Source organism: Halarchaeum sp. P4 (genome assembly GCF_051195175.1).
Classification (GTDB): domain Archaea; phylum Halobacteriota; class Halobacteria; order Halobacteriales; family Halobacteriaceae; genus Halarchaeum.
The window spans coordinates 1,054,401-1,071,128 of record NZ_JBNTKC010000001.1 but is presented as its reverse complement, the minus strand read 5'-3'; the positions used below and the strand labels follow the sequence as shown (position 1 = coordinate 1,071,128).

22 protein-coding genes are annotated in these 16,728 nt (G+C 70.3%); 14 read left to right on the top strand and 8 right to left on the bottom strand.

All coding sequences use genetic code 11. The features are described 5' to 3' along the window. The first annotated feature begins 29 nt into the window (after positions 1–29). The 6 genes from ACQUS8_RS05730 to ACQUS8_RS05705 all read left to right on the top strand — a co-directional run bounded on the left by ACQUS8_RS05730 (position 30) and on the right by ACQUS8_RS05705 (position 4,661). The gene (locus ACQUS8_RS05730; protein ID WP_435098241.1) at positions 30–461 is read left to right on the top strand and encodes a DUF5791 family protein; all 432 of its coding nucleotides are present in this window, start codon (positions 30–32) and stop codon (positions 459–461) included. Beyond that, positions 462–1,352 (top strand): SDR family oxidoreductase, encoded by an 891-nt coding sequence (locus tag ACQUS8_RS05725; RefSeq protein ID WP_435098238.1) that lies wholly within the window; start codon positions 462–464, stop codon positions 1,350–1,352. It abuts the gene before it with no gap. A 63-nt stretch (positions 1,353–1,415) separates the two neighbouring features. Beyond that, complete coding sequence (locus ACQUS8_RS05720; protein WP_435098235.1) at positions 1,416–2,507, top strand: glycosyl transferase family 2; 1,092 nt, start codon at positions 1,416–1,418, stop codon at positions 2,505–2,507. Between the two features lie 26 nt (positions 2,508–2,533). After that, positions 2,534–3,061 (top strand): DUF7109 family protein, encoded by a 528-nt coding sequence (locus ACQUS8_RS05715; RefSeq protein ID WP_435098232.1) that lies wholly within the window; start codon positions 2,534–2,536, stop codon positions 3,059–3,061. Between the two features lie 95 nt (positions 3,062–3,156). Then, the gene (locus tag ACQUS8_RS05710) at positions 3,157–3,750 is read left to right on the top strand and encodes an NUDIX hydrolase (RefSeq protein ID WP_435098229.1); all 594 of its coding nucleotides are present in this window, start codon (positions 3,157–3,159) and stop codon (positions 3,748–3,750) included. A 131-nt stretch (positions 3,751–3,881) separates the two neighbouring features. Beyond that, on the top strand, positions 3,882–4,661 hold the full coding sequence (locus ACQUS8_RS05705) for a DUF7388 family protein (protein WP_435098226.1): 780 nt from the start codon (positions 3,882–3,884) through the stop codon (positions 4,659–4,661). On the opposite strand, the gene ACQUS8_RS05700 is transcribed toward ACQUS8_RS05705, so the two are convergent. Then, complete coding sequence (locus ACQUS8_RS05700) at positions 4,658–4,828, bottom strand: hypothetical protein (protein WP_435098223.1); 171 nt, start codon at positions 4,826–4,828, stop codon at positions 4,658–4,660. The genes ACQUS8_RS05705 and ACQUS8_RS05700 overlap by 4 nt on opposite strands. A 184-nt stretch (positions 4,829–5,012) precedes the next feature. On the opposite strand from ACQUS8_RS05700, the gene ACQUS8_RS05695 reads away from it, so the two are divergent. Both ACQUS8_RS05695 and ACQUS8_RS05690 read left to right on the top strand, forming a co-directional pair. Next, positions 5,013–6,086 carry an NAD(P)/FAD-dependent oxidoreductase gene (locus ACQUS8_RS05695; protein ID WP_435098220.1) on the top strand — a complete coding sequence of 358 codons (1,074 nt, stop codon included), beginning with the start codon at positions 5,013–5,015 and terminating at the stop codon, positions 6,084–6,086. A 65-nt stretch (positions 6,087–6,151) separates the two neighbouring features. Further along, complete coding sequence (locus tag ACQUS8_RS05690; protein ID WP_435098216.1) at positions 6,152–6,544, top strand: hypothetical protein; 393 nt, start codon at positions 6,152–6,154, stop codon at positions 6,542–6,544. Here ACQUS8_RS05690 and ACQUS8_RS05685 read toward each other — a convergent pair whose 3' ends face one another. Beyond that, the gene (locus tag ACQUS8_RS05685) at positions 6,545–6,946 is read right to left on the bottom strand and encodes an Hsp20/alpha crystallin family protein (RefSeq protein WP_435098213.1); all 402 of its coding nucleotides are present in this window, start codon (positions 6,944–6,946) and stop codon (positions 6,545–6,547) included. Continuing rightward, positions 6,943–7,101, bottom strand: coding sequence for a DUF7559 family protein (locus ACQUS8_RS05680; protein ID WP_435098210.1), 159 nt, complete (start codon positions 7,099–7,101; stop codon positions 6,943–6,945). Before ACQUS8_RS05680 ends, ACQUS8_RS05685 begins: the two co-directional genes overlap by 4 nt. Positions 7,102–7,221: 120 nt before the next feature. Here ACQUS8_RS05680 and ACQUS8_RS05675 point away from each other — a divergent pair, with 120 nt between their 5' ends. The 3 genes from ACQUS8_RS05675 to ACQUS8_RS05665 all read left to right on the top strand — a co-directional run bounded on the left by ACQUS8_RS05675 (position 7,222) and on the right by ACQUS8_RS05665 (position 10,270). Continuing rightward, complete coding sequence (locus ACQUS8_RS05675; protein ID WP_435098207.1) at positions 7,222–8,046, top strand: DUF429 domain-containing protein; 825 nt, start codon at positions 7,222–7,224, stop codon at positions 8,044–8,046. A 45-nt stretch (positions 8,047–8,091) separates the two neighbouring features. Beyond that, the gene (locus tag ACQUS8_RS05670) at positions 8,092–9,789 is read left to right on the top strand and encodes a radical SAM protein (RefSeq protein WP_435098204.1); all 1,698 of its coding nucleotides are present in this window, start codon (positions 8,092–8,094) and stop codon (positions 9,787–9,789) included. A gap of 61 nt (positions 9,790–9,850) precedes the next feature. Next, entirely contained in the window at positions 9,851–10,270 is a 420-nt protein-coding gene (locus ACQUS8_RS05665; RefSeq protein ID WP_435098201.1) for a TRAM domain-containing protein, read from the top strand. A 36-nt stretch (positions 10,271–10,306) separates the two neighbouring features. Here the strand turns inward: ACQUS8_RS05665 and ACQUS8_RS05660 are convergent, their stop codons facing one another. The 3 genes from ACQUS8_RS05660 to ACQUS8_RS05650 are packed head-to-tail and all read right to left on the bottom strand — an operon-like array spanning position 10,307 to position 12,070. Next, a complete protein-coding gene (locus tag ACQUS8_RS05660; RefSeq protein WP_435098198.1) occupies positions 10,307–10,954 on the bottom strand; it encodes a YkgJ family cysteine cluster protein in 648 nt (215 codons plus the stop codon). A 36-nt stretch (positions 10,955–10,990) separates the two neighbouring features. Then, positions 10,991–11,740 (bottom strand): MBL fold metallo-hydrolase, encoded by a 750-nt coding sequence (locus ACQUS8_RS05655; RefSeq protein WP_435098195.1) that lies wholly within the window; start codon positions 11,738–11,740, stop codon positions 10,991–10,993. A gap of 60 nt (positions 11,741–11,800) precedes the next feature. After that, positions 11,801–12,070 carry a MarR family transcriptional regulator gene (locus ACQUS8_RS05650; RefSeq protein WP_123074166.1) on the bottom strand — a complete coding sequence of 90 codons (270 nt, stop codon included), beginning with the start codon at positions 12,068–12,070 and terminating at the stop codon, positions 11,801–11,803. Between the two features lie 176 nt (positions 12,071–12,246). Here ACQUS8_RS05650 and ACQUS8_RS05645 point away from each other — a divergent pair, with 176 nt between their 5' ends. Both ACQUS8_RS05645 and ACQUS8_RS05640 read left to right on the top strand, forming a co-directional pair. After that, positions 12,247–12,951 (top strand): class I SAM-dependent methyltransferase, encoded by a 705-nt coding sequence (locus ACQUS8_RS05645; RefSeq protein WP_435098191.1) that lies wholly within the window; start codon positions 12,247–12,249, stop codon positions 12,949–12,951. Positions 12,952–13,049: 98 nt separating this feature from the next. Beyond that, on the top strand, positions 13,050–13,970 hold the full coding sequence (locus ACQUS8_RS05640) for a glycosyltransferase family 2 protein (protein WP_435098188.1): 921 nt from the start codon (positions 13,050–13,052) through the stop codon (positions 13,968–13,970). Here the strand turns inward: ACQUS8_RS05640 and ACQUS8_RS05635 are convergent. Next, on the bottom strand, positions 13,958–14,779 hold the full coding sequence (locus ACQUS8_RS05635) for an amidohydrolase family protein (protein ID WP_435098185.1): 822 nt from the start codon (positions 14,777–14,779) through the stop codon (positions 13,958–13,960). The two genes, ACQUS8_RS05640 and ACQUS8_RS05635, sit on opposite strands and share 13 nt — an antisense overlap. A gap of 105 nt (positions 14,780–14,884) precedes the next feature. On the opposite strand from ACQUS8_RS05635, the gene thsA reads away from it, so the two are divergent. Beyond that, positions 14,885–16,453, top strand: a complete 1,569-nt coding sequence (thsA, locus tag ACQUS8_RS05630) for a thermosome subunit alpha (RefSeq protein ID WP_435098182.1) — start codon at positions 14,885–14,887, stop codon at positions 16,451–16,453. Between the two features lie 28 nt (positions 16,454–16,481). On the opposite strand, the gene ACQUS8_RS05625 is transcribed toward thsA, so the two are convergent. Next, a complete protein-coding gene (locus tag ACQUS8_RS05625) occupies positions 16,482–16,727 on the bottom strand; it encodes a hypothetical protein (RefSeq protein WP_435098179.1) in 246 nt (81 codons plus the stop codon). Position 16,728: the final 1 nt, after the last annotated feature.

The window sequence follows — 16,728 nt, the reverse complement described above, 5'->3', positions numbered from 1 at the left end:
CCTTTTAGCTCGACCGTTTAGTCTGTGGTATGCTCACCGAGGAAATTGCCGACCCCGAGGCGACGTCGCCCGCCGAACTCCGAACACAGTATCTGGCCGCGCTCACGGCGGTCACGGAGGAGCGCGGCGTCGACGCCGTCGTCGGCGAAACCGACCTCTCCGCGGAGCGCGTCGACGCCCTCCTCTCGGGCGATGCGGACGGACTGACGCTCGAGGAGGCGGCTGACCTGCTCGCCTGCTCGCCGGACTACCCTGACGCCGAGGACTACCTCCTGGAGGTTCGCGACCACCTGATGCTCCAGATGAGCTCGGCCGTCGTGGACGTCGACTCGCTCCGGCGCGGCATCGAGACGGACCTCGACGCGAAGGCGCTCCAGCAGAAGGTCGAGGGACGCCGCGAGATGACGCTCGAGGAGTACGCGCGCGTCACCCACTATCTCGCCGAGGAGAACCCCTGGTAGATGCGCGTCGCAATTCTCGGCTGTGGCTATGTCGGCATCGAACTCGGCCGGCAGCTCCGCGAGGCCGGCCACGAGCCAATCGGCGTTCGGCGCTCCGCGGACGGCACGGCGGCCATCGAGGACGCGGGGTTCGAGGCCGTGCGCGCGGACGTGACGGACGCCGACGACCTGACGAAGGTGCCGGACGCCGACGCCGTGGTCTTCGCGGCGTCCTCCGGCGGCCGTGACGCGGCGGCGGCCCGTCGCGTCTACGTCGAGGGCCTGCGGACGGCCATCGACGCCTTCGGCGAGCGCGATAACTCGCCGGAGCAGTTCATTTACACGTCGAGCACGGGCGTCTACGGCGACCACGGCGGCGACTGGGTGGACGAGGAGACGGAGTTGGAGCCGACGACGGCGAAGACCGAAGTCCTCGTTGAGGCCGAGCGCGTCGCCCGCGAACGCGCCGCCGAGCACGGTATGGCCGGGCGCGTCGTCCGTTTCGCCGGGCTCTACGGCCCCGACCGCTACCGGCTGGAGCGCTACATCACGGGCTCGGTCGTCGAGGGCTACCTGAACATGATTCACCGCGACGACGCGGCGGGCGTCGTCCGGTTCGCGCTGGAGGAGACGGACGAACCCGTCCTGCTCGCGGTGGACGACGAGCCGGTGTCGCGGCCGGCGTTTGCGGACTGGCTGGCCGACGCCTGCGGCGTCGAACCGCCCGAAAAGGAGACGCGCGCGGAGCGCCTCGACGCCGACGACCTCTCGGAGGCGGCCCGCCGCCGTCTCACGACGAGCAAGCGCTGCTCGAACCACCTCCTGCGCTCGCTCGGCTACGAGTTCGCGTACCCGACGTTCCGCGAGGGGTACGCGGACGCCGTCGAAGCATACCGCGCCGAGTCGTCGTAGTCGGACCCCCGCTCGCGCCCCCATTCCGCCCTCCTTTTGCCGGCCGCGGCCGGACGTTCGCGTATGGACTACACGCAGGAGCGGGTGGCGACGCTCCACGACTACGGCGACGCGAACCCGGACGCGCCCGTCGACCGGGCGACGGTGGTCGTCCCGATGACGGAGCGCGAGTACGCGGGGCTCGCCGCGGAGGGCGTGCTCTCGACACTCGAGGACCTCTCGCCGGGGCGCGTGCTGGTTCCGCTGCGCGCGCCCGCCGAGCGCGTCCCGGCGTTCTGCGAGTGGCTGGAGGGGTTCGATCTCCCCTTGGAGGTGCTCTGGTGTACGGGACCGCGTCTCTCGTCGCTCCTCGAGGACGCGGGTCTTGCGGGCGAGGCGGGAAAGGGTCGTGACGTCTGGTTGGCGCTCGGCGTGGCGGCGAGCTCCGAGTACGTCGTGCTCCACGACGCGGACGCGGAGAGCTACTCGGAACGCGACGTCCCGAAGCTCCTCGCGCCGCTCGACGGCGACTTCGAGTTCGTGAAGGGCTACTACGCGCGCGTCGAGTCCGGCCGACTCTACGGGCGGCTCTTCCGGCTGTTCTACGAGCCGCTGGTGGCGGCGCTCGCGGACGCCCACGACGCCGAGATTCTGGACTACCTCGGGGCGTTCCGCTACGCGCTCGCCGGCGAGTGCGCGATGACGGGTGACGTCGCGCGCTCGCTGCGCGTCCAGCGTCGCTGGGGACTGGAGGTCGGGACGCTCGGCGAGGCCTACCGGCTCGCCGGCCCCGCCGAAACCGCACAGGTCGACCTGGGCTTCTACGAGCACGACCACCGCGCGGTCTCCGGGCCGACGGGGCTCGGCGACATGAGCGAGGGTGTCGCCGACGCGCTCCTGCGCGCCGTCGAGGAGGCGGGCGTCGACCCCGACTACGACACGCTCCCCGAGCGCTACGCGCAGGCCGCGGCGGCGTTCGAGCGCGGCTACGCGGCGGACGCGGCGTTCAACGGCTTCGAGCACGACGTCGCTGGCGAGCACGAGCAGGTGGCGACCTATCGGGAGGCGATTTCGCCGCCCGGCGAGGACACGCGCCTGCCCGCGTGGGCGGACGCGCCGCTCACGCCCGCGGACGTTCGGGAGGCCGCGGCGGCGGACCTCGACGCGGTACGCTGAAACCCCTCCGCCGACATATCCCCGCTATGGACCTCGATCCGGACGAACTCGCGGGCGTCTGTGACCTCTTCGGCGGCCTCACGCGTGCGGAACTCGCGACTGCCGTGGAGGAACTCGCTTTCCGCCGTGGCGTCGACTTCGAGTGCGAGACACACGACGCGGCTGTCGAGGCGGCCCGCGAGGCGTACGCCCTCGTGGTGCTTGAGGCCTCGAGTGAGGACGACGCGCTCGACGCCTACGTCCGCTCGGTACTCGACGACGCCGGCCTCGACGCCTCGACGCCGCTCGTCGTTCCCGGCCCGCGCGCGTTCCCGGTCGTCCCCGACGGCGGGGCCGACCTGCCGCACATCCTCGACGTGGAGCGCCGCGACGTCCCCGAGGACGCACTCGAGGCCGCGATCCGCGAGCGACTGGAGTCCGAAGTCGCGGCGCTCGCCGACGGCGATCTCGACCCGTCGCGCGCGGACCTCCTGTTGGACGTGACGTACGACGCGGAGGCGTCCACGGGCGGCGACTTCGAGTGCGTCCGGGCGGAACTCGACGCCTACGTCTGAGCACCCGTGACCGAAATCGCGGTCGGGCGCCGGTGGACGCGCCTTCGGCCGCCTCACGCGAGTCAATTAAGGGCGCGTGGCGTCTGGCCTCACGTATGAACCTCGGTCGCATCGCCGCCCACGACCCCGTCGAGGTGACGGACGCGGAGCGCGACGCCGCGGTGCTCGTCCCGGTCATCGAGCGCGCGGACGGCCCGGCGCTCCTCTTCACGAAGCGGGCGTCGCACCTCGGTGAGCATCCGGGGCAGATGAGCTTCCCCGGCGGCGGGCGCGAGCCGAGCGACCGGGACTTGACGGCGACGGCGCTCCGCGAGGCCGACGAGGAGATCGGCCTCAAGCCCGAGGAGGCCCGCGTGGTCGGTCGGCTGGACGACATCCACACGGTGACACGGTACTCCGTCACGCCGGTAGTGGCACGCGTCCCGGACCGCGAGTACGACCCGGACGAGCGCGAGGTCGCGGAAATCGCGGTGCTCCCCGTCGCGGACCTCATCGACCCCGTGAACCACGAACTGGAGCGCCGCGAACACCCGGAGTTCGGCGAACTCGACGTCCACTTCTTCCGCGTGGACGGCTACACGGTCTGGGGGGCGACGGGCCGCATCCTCGCGCAGTTCCTCGAGCTCGCGACGGACTGGACGCCGCCCCGGCGGCCGGACTACGTCGTGGACCCGGACGTTGAGCCGTGACCGCTACGCTTTTGCCGCATGGTTGGTTATCCCGAGACAGTATGGTCGCAGAGACGAGTGGTCGAGTTCCGGCAGCGTTCTGAGACTCTCCCCGTGCGCGTGACACGTCCCGCAGAACTGGAGGTATCGAGATGTTGACGGCTGAGGCCCGCGTCCGCGAAACCGGCATCGACGCGGTGGCGCTGAAGCCGATGGAGTGCGACGTCGCCGAGGCGGCCACCCTCCCCTTCGACACCGTCGTCCTCGACTACGAGGGCCGGGAACATCTCCCCGAGATGGACGTTTTGCGCGACGTCGCGTCCGAGCGCGACCTGCGTGTCACCGCGCCGGTGCGCGCGGCCGGTTTCGACCCGCTCGGCGACGACGAACTTGCGTCGGCGCTCCCCGAAGCGGCGGGTCGAGTGTTCGTCGCTGGCCACAGCGCCTACCTCGACGAGCAGGAGCGCGCGAAGCGCGTCGCACCGCGACTCGGCGCGGCCGTCGAGGCGAACCCGGACGCGTGGGTCGGCACCGAGGGCATCGAGCGGGTGGCGCTCGCGACGGGCGCCAGCCAGTTCGAGTTGCTCTCGCGCTCGACGGACCGGGACCTGCACGCGCTCCGCGCGGCGGGTTTCTCTGGGGAAGTCGTGGTCTACGCGCCCGTCGTGCTCACCGAGGACGAGGACGAGGTGCTGGACGCCGTCGGCGGCTACGCGGCGCGCCGCGGTCCCGTCGCGGCGGCGCTCCCCGAGGGGGCGGCGACGGACGGGTCGGCGACCGGCCGTGCACGCGAGGTGCTCTCCGCCGCGGTCCGCGATTACGCGCTCGTCGGCGACGCCGAGACGGTAGGCGAGCGCGTCGCCGAACTGAAGGCCGCGGGCGCGGACGCCGTCGTCGGCTATCCGGCGCGCGGCCCCGAGGAGTTCCGCTAGTCGAGGACGAGGTAGGTCGTTTCGGTGGTGCGCTCGAAGTGGGCGTCCCGGTCGCGGACGAACGAGCGCACCCACGCGAGCGAGACGTCGCTCACGTCGATACGCGCGGCTTCACACTCGCTTCGCTCCTGTTCTCCTCCGACGACGTCGACTCCGTCGGCGCTCATACTCGTTCCGACGTCCCGTACCGGCTAATAACTCACCCGTGCGCGGTGAAAGTGAAAGTAGACGGGTGAGTCCTCTCACGGCCCGATTTCTCACCTTCCGGGTTCGGTCACACGGGTTGAAGTGGCCGGCCGTGCGTCCTGCGAGTATGTACGGACACGAACGACCGCCGACGACGCGGTGGCGATGACGACGCGGACGCGCGTCGCCGTCGTCGGCGGCGGCGCGGTCGGGCTCACGACGGCGTACGACCTCGCGACGCGCGGCGCGCACGTCGAGGTGTTCGACCGCGGCGCGTTCGGGTCGGGGAGCACGGAGCGCGCCGCCGGTATCGTCTACGACGCCTACGCGGAGGACGTCGACGTCGCGCTCGCCGAGCGTGCCATCGAGCGCTTCCGGGAGTTCTCCGGCGAGCGCGACTTCCGGCTCACGCCCGCGCCCTACCTCTGGTTCACGACCGACGGCGGCGCGAGCGCCGCGGCGATACGCGAGCAGGCCGAGCGGATGCGACACCACGGCCGCGAGGTCGAACTCGTCGAGAGCGACGACATCCGCCGCGAGTTCCCCGTCCTCCGCGTGGACGACATCGCGGTGGGCGCCATCGCCCGGACGGCCGGCGTCGCCGACCCGTCGGCGTACGTCGCATTGCTCGTCCGGAAGGTCCGCGAGGCGGGCGCGACGCTCCACTCGGAGACGCCCGCATCGGTCGCGCTCGACCCGCCGCGTGTGAACGACACGGCCTACGACGCCGTCGTCGTGACGGCGGGGGCGTGGACAAAGCGCGTGCTCGCGGACGTCGCGGTGTCGGTTCCGCTCCGCCCGTATCGCGTGCAGGCGCTCGTCGCGGGCGGCCCGAGCGTCCCCATCTTCTACGACGCGGACGAGGAGTACTACGTCCGTCCGCACCCGGAGGGGCTGCTCGCGGGCGACGGCGTCACGGACGGCGAGGCGGACCCGGACGACTTCGCGGAGGCGACGGACGACTGGTTCCGCGAGGAGACGCGCCGGCGGCTTCGCCGCCGCCTCGTGAACGCGGACGTCCCACTCTCGCGCTCGTGGGCGGGCGTCTGCGCGGGCACGCCGGACAACGACCCGTTGCTCGGCGAACTCGCGGACGGCCTCTACATCGGTGCCGGCTGGGGCGGTCACGGCTTCATGCGCGCGCCGGCGCTCGGCGAACGCCTCGCCCTGCAGGTGCTCGGGGAGCGCGACGGCGTCGGGCCGTTCGACCCGACGCGGTTCGGGGCGGGCGACGCCTGAGGTGTCGCCGACCGGCCGAACCGTCAGTGAGTGGTTTTAGGTCGTGCGCGCGTCTCGCCTCCGCTATGGACGTCCTGGAGGACATGGCGGACATCACCGCCGAGCACGCTGGCGAGAAACTCCGATACTTCGCGGGGGCGGACCCGGCGGAGCGGACTGTCGACGCGCTCTACGTCCGCGACGACGTCGAGTGGGACGAGTTCCGGCGCCGCGAAGTCGACTCGGAACTCGACGCACTCGTCGCGCGCGAGACCTACGAGAAACTGATGGACGCGGAGAACGTCAACCAGCTAATCAAGGTCGCGGACGACAAAATCCTCTTCACGGGCTTCGTCGGCGAGTACGTCGCCGTCGCGGCGTTCGACCGCGGTGTCCTCCCGCTTCTCCCTGAGGTCGTCGGGGCGTTCCGGGAGTACATGCTCGAGCACGACGTCGACTTCGTCGCGCTCGAGGCCTGACTATTCCTCGCCGACCGGCACGCGTTCGGCTTTCGGCACGAAGACGGAGAGCGTGCCGTCCTCGTCGAGGCGTGCGCGGGCGTCCTCCGGGTCGACGACGGCGCCCTCGGGGAGATCGGCGCGCCCCTCGAGGGAGAGCGCGCGCCCCGCGAAGAGCGTCTCGAATCCCTCGCGGTAGTTCCGAAAGCGGTCGAGGTGGACCGTGACGCCGGTCTCGTCCGCCTCGACCTCGGCGTCGCGCGGCTCCACGCCGGGCGCGTCGAAGACGACGAGGAACGCCTCGTCGCTCTCGAGGACGTCGGCGGCGAGCGGCGTGGTCGCCTGCAGGCGACTCGCGGCGCGGCCGATCCGCTTCAGGACGGCGCGCGTCGCGGCCTCGCCGTACGCGCGCGGGTCACTCACAGTTCGATTTCTTCGAGGCAGTCCGTTCCCCCACAGTACGGACACTGGAAGTCCGACGCGGTGACGTCGTCGGGCATGTCGTAGGTGAAGTGGAGTTCCGCCATGTCGAGTTCGCACGCGTCGTCCGTGCACGTGACTTCCATCGTCGCGGGCATACCCGGGCGTTCGGGTGCGCCCGCAATAAACACGCGGGCTACGGTGGTGTCGGCCGACACTCGACTCGGAGAGCGAGGGTTTTTGTAAGGGCGGCCGGCGAACTCACGGAGCGTTCACGAATGGGTTCGGAGATGGGCTACGATATCTACGGTATCGACTTCAGCGGGGCGGAACGCGCGGGGGAGAAAGTCTGGGTGGCGAGCGCGCGCGATGAGGGGGACGCGCTCGTCGTCGACCGGGTCGAGCCGGCGAGCGAGCGCTTCGGCGTCACCGAGCGCGCGGCGGTCCACGAGGCGCTCGTCGACTTCCTCGCGGGGAGCGACGCGGCCGCCGTCGGCCTCGACTTCCCGTTCGGCCTCCCCGCCGACTTCGTCGAGGCGGACGACTGGACGGACTTTTGCGCGCGCTTCGGCGAGCGCTTCGCCGACCCCGAGGACTTCCGCGAATCCTGCCTAGAGGCCGCGGACGGCACGCACGAGCGCCGCGAGACGGACGAGCGCGTCGACGCGCTCTCCCCGTACCACTTCGTCGTGCAGAACCAGACGTTCTACGGGATTCGGGACGTCCTCGCACCCCTCCGCGAGCGCGGCGTCCCCGTCGAGCCGATGGCGGGCGTCGACGCCGACGGCGCGAGCGAGACGGGCCCGCACGTCTGCGAGACGTATCCCGCGGGCGTCCTCGACCATTACGCGCTCTTCCGGGAGGGCTACACGGGCGACGACCGGTCGGCGGCGAACAAGCGCGCGCGGAACTTCGACGGCATCGAGCGCTGTACCGCCATCGAGTACGAGGACCGCGACGCCCTCCGCGAGACCGTGAAGCAGGACGAGGAGGGCGACGCGCTCGACGCCGTCCTCTGTGCGATTGCGGCGGCGCACGCCCGAGAGGACGGCTACGACCCCGGAGCGGACTACGACCCGATTGAGGGTCACATCTACGTCTGAGTCGGTAGAGCCGCGCTTTTACGCCTCGAACCCTTCTTCGCGCCTATGACCGACCCTGCGGCTCTCGACGTGACCATCGTGGACGGCTACGTCGACGAACCGGCACACTTCGGCGTGCCGCCCTACATCTCCACGTATCCACGCTACACCGCCGGCGCGCTCGTCGACGCGGGCGTCCCCGCCTCCCAAATCACCTATCACACCATCGACGCCCTGCGCGAGGAGCGCGACCGCTGGCTGGACGTCGAGCAGGCCGACCTGATGATCTACCTCGGTGGCATGACCGTCCCCGGGAAGTACGTCGGCGGGACGCCCGCCGAGCCCGACGAGGTCCGCGAGCTCGCGTGGACCGCCGACGGCACCTCGCTGATGGGTGGGCCGATTCGCTTCGGCGTCGGCGAGGAGAACGCGGGCGCACAGGACATGGCGCGCGACGACCTCGACTTCGACTTCCTCGCGATGGCGGACGTCGAGGCCGCCGCCCACGACCTCGTCGCGAGCGGGCTGGAGGGCTTCGAGGACCGCTATCGCGACAACGAGGAACTCGACCGCTGGGCCGAACGAGGCGCGTTCGTCGTCGAGCAACATCCGAACCATCCCGACTACCTCATCGCCGAACTCGAGACCTCCCGTGGGTGTGCCTACCGGTGTTCGTTCTGCACGGAGCCGATGTACGGCGACCCGGACTTCCGGACGCCGGACTCCGTCGTCTCCGAGGTCGCCGCGCTCGCCGACTCGGGTGTGAACGACTTCCGCATCGGCCGACAGGCCGACATCCTCGCCTACGGCGGGGACGGCGAAGCCCCGAACCCGGACGCCCTCCGCGAACTCTACGAGGGTATCCGCGAGGTGGTGCCGGACCTCGGTACGCTCCACCTCGACAACATGAACCCGGTAACCATCGTCGACTACCCCGAAAAATCGCGGGAAGCCATCCGGGTCATCGCCGAGCACAACACGCCCGGCGACACGGCGGCGTTCGGCCTCGAGTCCGCCGACCCCGTCGTCCAGGAGGAGAACAACCTCCTCGTCACGGCCGACGAGTGTCTGGAGGCCGTCCGCGTCGTCAACGAGGAGGGCGGCTGGCGCCCCGGCGAATCGGAGAAAGTCGGCCCCTCCACGGGCGACGACGTCGACCGGCTCCCGAAACTCCTCCCCGGCATCAACCTCCTGCACGGCTTGAAGGGCGAGCGCCCGGAGACCTACGAGCACAACAAGCGCTTCCTCGAGCGCGTCTACGATGAGGGGCTGATGCTCCGGCGCATCAACATCCGGCAGGTGATGGCCTTCGAGGGCACCGAGATGGCCGAGACCGGCGCCGACGTCGCGAAGGCGAACAAGAAGCGTTTCAAGCAGTACAAGACGGCGGTCCGCGAGGACGTCGACCAGCCGATGCTCGAGCGCGTCTGCCCGCCCGGCACCGTCCTGGAGGACGTCCACTTCGAGTACCACCAGGACGGCAAGACGTTCGGGCGCTCGCTCGGGACGTACGCGCTCCTCGTCGCCGTTCCCGGCGAGCGCGAACTCGGCACGGTCACGGACGTCGCCATCACCGACCACGGCTATCGCTCCGTCACCGGCGTCCCCTACCCGCTCGACGTGAACGACGCCTCCATGGACGAACTCACCGCGATTCCCGGCGTCGGGACGGGCACCGCGGGCGACATCGTCGTCAACCGACCCTACGAGTCCGCGCGCGACGTCCCCGGCGACGCCGACCTCACCCGATTCATGCGCGGCTGACGCGCTCAGTGGGGCTAGAATTATAACGGACGATACCGATACGCCCACAGAGGGTCTTACAGTGGAAATCTCCGAGAAACTCCTTTGTCTGTTCAACGCCGAAGTCACCGTCAGCGACGACGAGTACGTCGTTCGCGTCCCCACTAGCGAAGTCGAGAAGGGCTCGATCGAACCGGGCGACGTCTATCGCGTCGCGCTCATCGAGCGCGACGAGGGCGAGTCCGAGGCCACAGCCACGGCCTCCACCGGGACGTCCGCCGCCTCCGAAGGCCCACAGCCCCCGGTCGAGGAGGGCGAAATCCGGTACGTCGAAATCGAGGACATCGGCAAGCAGGGCGACGGCATCGCACGCGTCGAGCGCGGCTACGTCATCATCGTGCCCGGCGCGGACGTCGGCGAGCGCGTCAAAATCGAAATTACTGAAGTGAAGTCGAACTTCGCCGTCGGCGAAATCATCGACGAGGACGCCGACGAAGAGTAGCGCCTCTCGGTTCTTCTTTCGGGAACGGACGCTCCGTTAGCGGTACGGCGTCCCGTCCGCGCGCTTCGCGCCCTCGGAGTCGTGGACGACCGTCTCCTCGGGGCCGGCGTCGACGGGCGCGTAGCTGTCCCGGACGTCGATCGCCTCCTCCAACTCTGTGACGGCACGCTCCTTCAGCGCCGCTGCGAGCTCCTCGGCGTCCGCGCGCGAGATGTCGCGTCCGAGTCCCTCGCACTCGTGGGCACGCACCATCCCCTCCTCGTCGACGGCCTCGCCCATCGGCTGGCTGGTGCCGCCGAGCGCCACCGAGAACGGATAGGTGCGACAGATGAGCGGGCGGTGGTCGTGGACGGTGCAGGCACCGCTCCGTGGTTCGTCGCCCTCCTCGTAGAAGGTGCAGTCCCCGCAGTCGTCCGTCTGGAGGGCCCACTCGAACGTCTCGCCGTGCCCATCAGCATCAAGCCCGAACGGCATCGGGCGCGCGACGTCGCGCCACTCCAACTCTTCGGCGGCCTCCAGTTCGCGCACCTCGTCGGGGAACACGGTCGCGGTGTGCTCGTCGTCGAGGCCCTTACAGCACCCGCCACAGCGCGTGCACTCGAAGCCGATCGCCTCGATGGCGTCCGCGAGGTCGGCGACGTCGAGGGTGCGCGCGCGTTCGAGTTCGTCTTCGAGGCGCTCCATACTGAGAATCAGACCGGGAGCGCCAAAAGCCACCCGCTACCGAGCGTCGCGCCACGCCCGGGCGACGCGGCCCTCGACGGCAAGTTTGTCGAGGTGCGCGGCGACGGTCGCTGTCGCGTGCTCGCGGACGTCCGTGAGGTCGGCGTCGTAGGCCGCGTCCACGACCTCGTCGAGCGTCGCCGCCCCCGTGTCGACGGCCTGCAGGACGCGCGCTTCGCGCTCCCGGCGGTGTGCGAGGAGGGCGGCGAGCCGCTCGCGCGGGCGGTCTATCGGCGCGCCGTGGCCGGGATAGAGTCGGTCGGGATCTCGGGTGTAGAGGCGGCGGAGGCTGGTGAGGTAGGCGCGCATGTCGCCGTCGGCGCCGATGGCGACGCTCCCGTCGGCGCGCGCGAGATCGCCGACGAGGTAAGCGTCGTCACACGCGAACGCGACGTGGTCGGGTGCGTGGCCGGGGGTCGCCACGACGTCGAGCGGGCCGACCGACGCGCTCTCGCGGAACATCCGGTCGGGTGCGACGCCGGTCGCGCGCTCGAAGCGCTCGGCGTGTGGCGCGTGCGCCCAGACGGTCGCGTCCGTCGCCTCGGCGTAGTGCGCGACGGCGCCGACGTGGTCGGGATGGGTGTGCGTGCAGACGATGTGCGCGACGTCGGCCTCAGCGACGAGGTCGTCGAGGCGCGCGGTGCGCGCGGCGGGGTCGACGAGCGCGTCGCCGGCGACGTAACTGTTCGTCGTGCCGGTCGGAACGGGGGCGTCGACGGGGACGGGGACGCGCCGGATGGCGACCATTAGTACTGCTCTCGTGGACCCAGACCACCGTATGGGCTGTGGCTCGGCGGCGGCGCTCGTTCAGTGGTCGAGGAAGTAGACTTGCTTTCGCGCGTCGCGGAAACTGTACCGGGAGTCGACGAGGTCGGCCTCGTCCAGCCGGTTGAGCGCGTATCGGACCGTCCGGTCGGGGAGCAGGGACTCCTCGGCGAGTTGGCCCTGCGAGAGTGGTGCGTCCGTTTCGAGGACTTTCGCGACGAGCTTCGCGCTCGGCGGGAGTTCGCGCAGGCGCTCGCGGAACTCCTCGTCGTTCTTGATGGGTGATTGACGCTGCTCTGCCGTCGTACTCATGCGAGAGAATCGCACACGCCTGTAGATAAAGGTTAGCCCTTCCTGTGAATATACACCTTAAACGATATAATGTACCATACGTAGGGCTCCCCGTCGGCGGCCGGGGTGCTGAGGCGTCACCGGCGGGACGTATCCAGTATCGTTTTATTTCCCGACCGAAGTAGAACACATAGACCGTGAAGGGACAGGAGTGGTATCAGGCCGCCGAAGTCGCCGAGGAGTACGAGGACAAACGCTTCTCCGGCGGCGGCCGACTCATCGACCGTCGCGAGAAGGAGGCCGTTCTTGACGCCCTCGCACCCCTCGAGGGGAAGCGGGTGCTCGAAGTGGCGTGCGGGACCGGCCGGTTCACCGTCCTCTGCGCCCAGCGGGGCGCCGACATCACCGGCATGGACATCTCGGCGGCGATGCTCCAGGAGGGCCGCGCAAAAGCGCGGAGTGCCGGCGTCGACGACAACCTCGAGTTCATGCGCGGCGACGCGGCGCGCCTCCCGTTCCCCGACGACTACTTCGACGCCGTCTTCGCGATGCGCTTCTTCCACCTCGCCGACACGCCCGCGAAGTTCCTCAGCGAGATGGCGCGCGTCTCGAAGGACCACGTCTTCTTCGACACCTTCAACCGCTACAGCACGCGCTCGGTGTACAACTGGCTCCTTCCGATGGGGTCACGGCTTTACTCCGGTGCCGAAGTCGAGGACCTCATCGCGAGCGCGGGCCTCACGCTCCGGAACGCCGACCACGACTTCGTCCTCCCCTACGGCTTCTACCGGAAGCTCCCGAGCTGGCTCGCCGACCCGATTCGTGACGTCGACACCGCCGTCGGCGAGTCACCCGTCGGTGACGCCGTCGCCTCCGTCTCCTACTGGCACGCGCACGTCTAACGAGCGTCTGACGCGGCCGTTTGTGGCGCGCTCACTGGCGGCTCACTGACCGTCGTTTCCCGTGGTGTTTTTACGCGCAGACCCGTTCGGTGGTGCGTATGCAGTTGTCGGTGGTCGTCCCCACCCTGAACGCGCGCGACAGACTCGCGCGCGCACTCGACGCGCTCGGCGCACGCCTCCCGGACGCCGAGGTGCTCGTCGTCAACGGGCCGTCGAGCGACGGGACGTCCGGGCTCGTCCGCGACCACCCGGCCGCCGACGTCCTTCTCGAACTCCCCGAGCGGAACCTGAACGCCTCGCGGAACGCCGGATTCGCGGCCGCACACGGCGATGTCGTCGCGTTCGTCAGTCACGGCTCCGTGATTCGCGAGGGGTGGTTCGACGCGCTCGACGGAGCCATCGCGGGCGGTGCGGACGTCGTCGCTGGCCCCGTCCACCGCTCGGTGTCGGGCGGCGTCACCACCGAAGCCTGCGAGGAGGACGACATCGCGGGCCGCGACGTCACCTACTTCGACGGCGGGAACGTCGCGTTCCGCCGCGAGGTCCTGGAGGCGCTCGACGGCTTCGACGAGTATCTGGAGACGGGCGCGGCGCGCGACGCCGCCCATCGGCTCGCCGGGATGGAGTACGAGGTGACGTGGACGCCCGCGTTCGCGGTGTTGCGGACGGACGGCGACGACGTCGCCGACCGGATGGCGGACGACTCCGACGTGCCCGCGTGGGGGCTGAAGTACCGCGCGCTCGGCTATCGCCTCGCGAAGAACTACGGCCTGCGCGCGAGCGTCGCGTGGCGCGCGGCCCGGCACGCGCTCTCGGACGCGAAGGACGCGGCGTTGCGCGTGGTCGGCGGCGACGAGGCGCTCTCCTCGTGGGTGCGCAACGGGCGCGCGGTCGTGACGAACGTCGTCGCGGGCGTCGAGGACGGCCTCGCGGCGCGCCGGCAGGACCGCTCGCCGCGCCGGAACCCCAACGGCGCGTCCTCGCGGATGGACCGTGCGATGTCGCGCTACGAGTCCTGAGCGCCGAGCGCGGGGAGGACCCGGCGGGGGTTCGCGTCGAACGCGCGCGCCATCGCGTCCTCGGGGACGTCGAGCGTCAACAGTTCCATGACGGCGACGTTCGGGTGGACGTCGGGTGCGCCGCTCCCGAAGAGGACGCGGTCCGGGTGTTCGCGGAGCGCGCGTTCGAGCAGGTCCCGATAGCGGACGGCGCTCGTGTCGAGGTAGTAGTGGTCGTACTCGTCAAGCAACGCGAGCGCGTCGTCCATCCCCGAGCGGTCGAGCGGGTGGCCGCCGAAGTGGCTCTGAACGACGGTGACGCCACGCTCGAGGAGCGACTCGGCGGCCATCTCGGGGGTGAACCCGCGGCCGCCGTGGGCGAAGACGGGCAACTCGGCGTCGGCGACGGCGTCGAGCGTCGCGGCGTCGGGGAGACCGTCGATATGCGGATCGAGGCGAAATCCGCGAAAACGGTCGCCGTAGGCGTAGCGTTCGACGTCGTCGGGCGCGGCGTGGTGGTCGGCGCGGTCGCTGAGGCGGTTGCGCAGTCGCGACCCGACGGAGGTCGCGGGGTCGCGGGGCCCGTCGAGGCGGGCGAGCGCGACAAACGGCCGGTCGATGGCGTGGCGGGCGACGGCGTTGTTCGCGCGGAGGTAACCGTCGGCGCCAGTGGCGTGTGCGAAGACGGCGGCCTTGACGATGCCCGCCTGGTGGAGGTGGCGTTCGAGGGCTTCGGCGTCGAGGCGGGGGCCGTCCGGCGGCGTACCGGGGTCGACGCCGAGACGGGCGTGGACGTCGACGGCGCGGAACCCGTGCTCGAGTTCGAGCATGCAGTAGGGTTGCCGCGCCGATATTTCTCCCTACCGGTCGGATCGCCCCGTCGCGTCACTCGCTGCGAAAACTATATATAGAACCGCTAACCATCAGACGACTGTATGTCGTATCAGGGAATGGGTAACCCGGTCTTCGTCCTCGGCGACGACTCCGAACGAACGTCGGGGCAGGACGCGCAGACGTCGAACATCTCCGCCGGGAAGGCCGTCGCGGAATCCGTCCGGACCACGCTCGGCCCCCGCGGGATGGACAAGATGCTCGTCGACTCGACCGGTGAAGTCGTCATCACGAACGACGGCGTCACCATCCTCGAGGAGATGGACATCGAGCATCCCGCCGCGCAGATGCTCGTCGAAGTCGCCCAGACCCAGGAGAGCGAGGTCGGCGACGGCACCACCACCGCCTCCGTCCTCGCCGGCCAACTCCTCGCGAAGGCCGAAGACCTCCTCGGCCAGGACGTCCACCCGACCACCATCGTCGAGGGCTACGCCGCCGCGCGCGACATCGGCTACGAGGCCCTCGAGGACCTCGTGCTCGAGGAGGAGCTTGACGACGCCCTCCTCCGGACGGTCGCCGCCACCTCCATGACCGGGAAGGGTACCGGCGACGTGAACGCCGACGCCCTCGCCGACCTCGTCGTCGAAGCCGTCCGCCACGTCGAGGGCGAGGAGGGCGCAAACCGCGACGACGTCCGCGTCCACACGCAGGTCGGCGCCGCCTCCAGCGCCACCGAACTCGTCGAGGGCATCATCGCGGACAAGGAACCCGTCCGCGACGACATGCCCCGCGACGTCGCGGACGCCACCGTCGCCGTCATCAACACCGAACTCGAGACCCGCGAGGCGAACGCGGACGTCGAGTACAACATCACGAGCGTCGACCAACTCAACGCCGCGCTCGACGCTGAAGAGTCCGAACTCCGGCGCTACGCCGAGGCCGTCCGCGACGCCGGCGTCGACGTCCTCGTCTCCCAGAAGAGCATCGACGACCGCGTCGCCGCCTACCTCGCCGAGGAGGGCATCCTCGCGCTCGAGAGCGTGGCCAAATCCGACGTCTCCGACATCGCGAACGCCACCGGCGCGACGGTCGCCGGCGACGTCACCGAACTCGACGACGCCGACCTCGGGGCCGCCGAGCACGTCCACGTCGAGCGCTTCGGCGAGGACGAGCTCACCTTCATCGAGGGCGGCGCCGACGCCTCCTCGGTGACGCTCCTCGTCCGTGGCTCCACCGACCACGTCCTCAGCGAACTCGAACGCGCTATCGGCGACGCCGTCGACGTCGTCGTCGTCGCGCTCGACGAGGAGGGCGTCGTCCCCGGCGCCGGCTGTGCGGAAATCGTCGTCGCCGACCGCATCCGCAGCGAGGCCGCGAGCATCGAGGGCCGCGCCCAACTCGCCGCCGAGGCGTTCGCGGACGCCCTCGACGTCCTTCCGCGCACCCTCGCCGAGAACACCGGGATGGACCCCATCGACGCGCTCGTCGACCTCCGCGCCGCCAACGAGTCGGGCCGCGCCGGCCTCATCACCAGCGGCGAACACGGCGAAATCGCCGACCCCGTCGAGCACGGCGTCATCGACCCCGTGGCCGTCAAGCGCGAAGCCCTCGGCTCCGCGACCGAGGCCGCGACGATGATCGCCCGCATCGACGACATCATCTCCGCCGAGTAACCGCCCCGTCCGTTCTTTCTTTGACTGCTCAGGTCGTGAGCGCTAGCACCGCGACCAGTAGGCCGATGAGGGCGATGGCGACGCCCTGTACGCGGACCTTCCGGAGGTAGCCCGCTCGTGGGTCGCTGGCGTCCCGGTCGTCGGTTCGCGTCCCGCTGCCCGCTTCGCCCGTGATGTCGTCTAGCTGCGTGCGCGCTTCCTCGTATGGGTTCAGCGCGATGTACGCGCCGCCAACGACAGACAGGACGCCGACGACGGCCCAGTAGTCCTTCATC

Excerpts from the sequence above, each read along its gene's own strand:
- ACQUS8_RS05675 (WP_435098207.1), top strand. The coding sequence starts at position 7,222 with ATGGGTTCGGAGATGGGCTACGATATCTACGGTATCGACTTCAGCGGG.
- ACQUS8_RS05635 (WP_435098185.1), bottom strand. The coding sequence starts at position 14,779 with ATGCTCGAACTCGAGCACGGGTTCCGCGCCGTCGACGTCCACGCCCGT.
- ACQUS8_RS05725 (WP_435098238.1), top strand. The coding sequence starts at position 462 with ATGCGCGTCGCAATTCTCGGCTGTGGCTATGTCGGCATCGAACTCGGC.
- ACQUS8_RS05655 (WP_435098195.1), bottom strand. The coding sequence starts at position 11,740 with ATGGTCGCCATCCGGCGCGTCCCCGTCCCCGTCGACGCCCCCGTTCCG.
- ACQUS8_RS05700 (WP_435098223.1), bottom strand. The coding sequence starts at position 4,828 with ATGAGCGCCGACGGAGTCGACGTCGTCGGAGGAGAACAGGAGCGAAGC.
- ACQUS8_RS05660 (WP_435098198.1), bottom strand. The coding sequence starts at position 10,954 with ATGGAGCGCCTCGAAGACGAACTCGAACGCGCGCGCACCCTCGACGTC.
- ACQUS8_RS05625 (WP_435098179.1), bottom strand. The coding sequence starts at position 16,727 with ATGAAGGACTACTGGGCCGTCGTCGGCGTCCTGTCTGTCGTTGGCGGC.
- ACQUS8_RS05650 (WP_123074166.1), bottom strand. The coding sequence starts at position 12,070 with ATGAGTACGACGGCAGAGCAGCGTCAATCACCCATCAAGAACGACGAG.
- ACQUS8_RS05640 (WP_435098188.1), top strand. The coding sequence starts at position 13,050 with ATGCAGTTGTCGGTGGTCGTCCCCACCCTGAACGCGCGCGACAGACTC.
- ACQUS8_RS05690 (WP_435098216.1), top strand. The coding sequence starts at position 6,152 with ATGGACGTCCTGGAGGACATGGCGGACATCACCGCCGAGCACGCTGGC.
- ACQUS8_RS05670 (WP_435098204.1), top strand. The coding sequence starts at position 8,092 with ATGACCGACCCTGCGGCTCTCGACGTGACCATCGTGGACGGCTACGTC.
- ACQUS8_RS05730 (WP_435098241.1), top strand. The coding sequence starts at position 30 with ATGCTCACCGAGGAAATTGCCGACCCCGAGGCGACGTCGCCCGCCGAA.
- ACQUS8_RS05680 (WP_435098210.1), bottom strand. The coding sequence starts at position 7,101 with ATGCCCGCGACGATGGAAGTCACGTGCACGGACGACGCGTGCGAACTC.
- thsA (WP_435098182.1), top strand. The coding sequence starts at position 14,885 with ATGTCGTATCAGGGAATGGGTAACCCGGTCTTCGTCCTCGGCGACGAC.
- ACQUS8_RS05720 (WP_435098235.1), top strand. The coding sequence starts at position 1,416 with ATGGACTACACGCAGGAGCGGGTGGCGACGCTCCACGACTACGGCGAC.
- ACQUS8_RS05710 (WP_435098229.1), top strand. The coding sequence starts at position 3,157 with ATGAACCTCGGTCGCATCGCCGCCCACGACCCCGTCGAGGTGACGGAC.
- ACQUS8_RS05715 (WP_435098232.1), top strand. The coding sequence starts at position 2,534 with ATGGACCTCGATCCGGACGAACTCGCGGGCGTCTGTGACCTCTTCGGC.
- ACQUS8_RS05695 (WP_435098220.1), top strand. The coding sequence starts at position 5,013 with ATGACGACGCGGACGCGCGTCGCCGTCGTCGGCGGCGGCGCGGTCGGG.
- ACQUS8_RS05705 (WP_435098226.1), top strand. The coding sequence starts at position 3,882 with ATGTTGACGGCTGAGGCCCGCGTCCGCGAAACCGGCATCGACGCGGTG.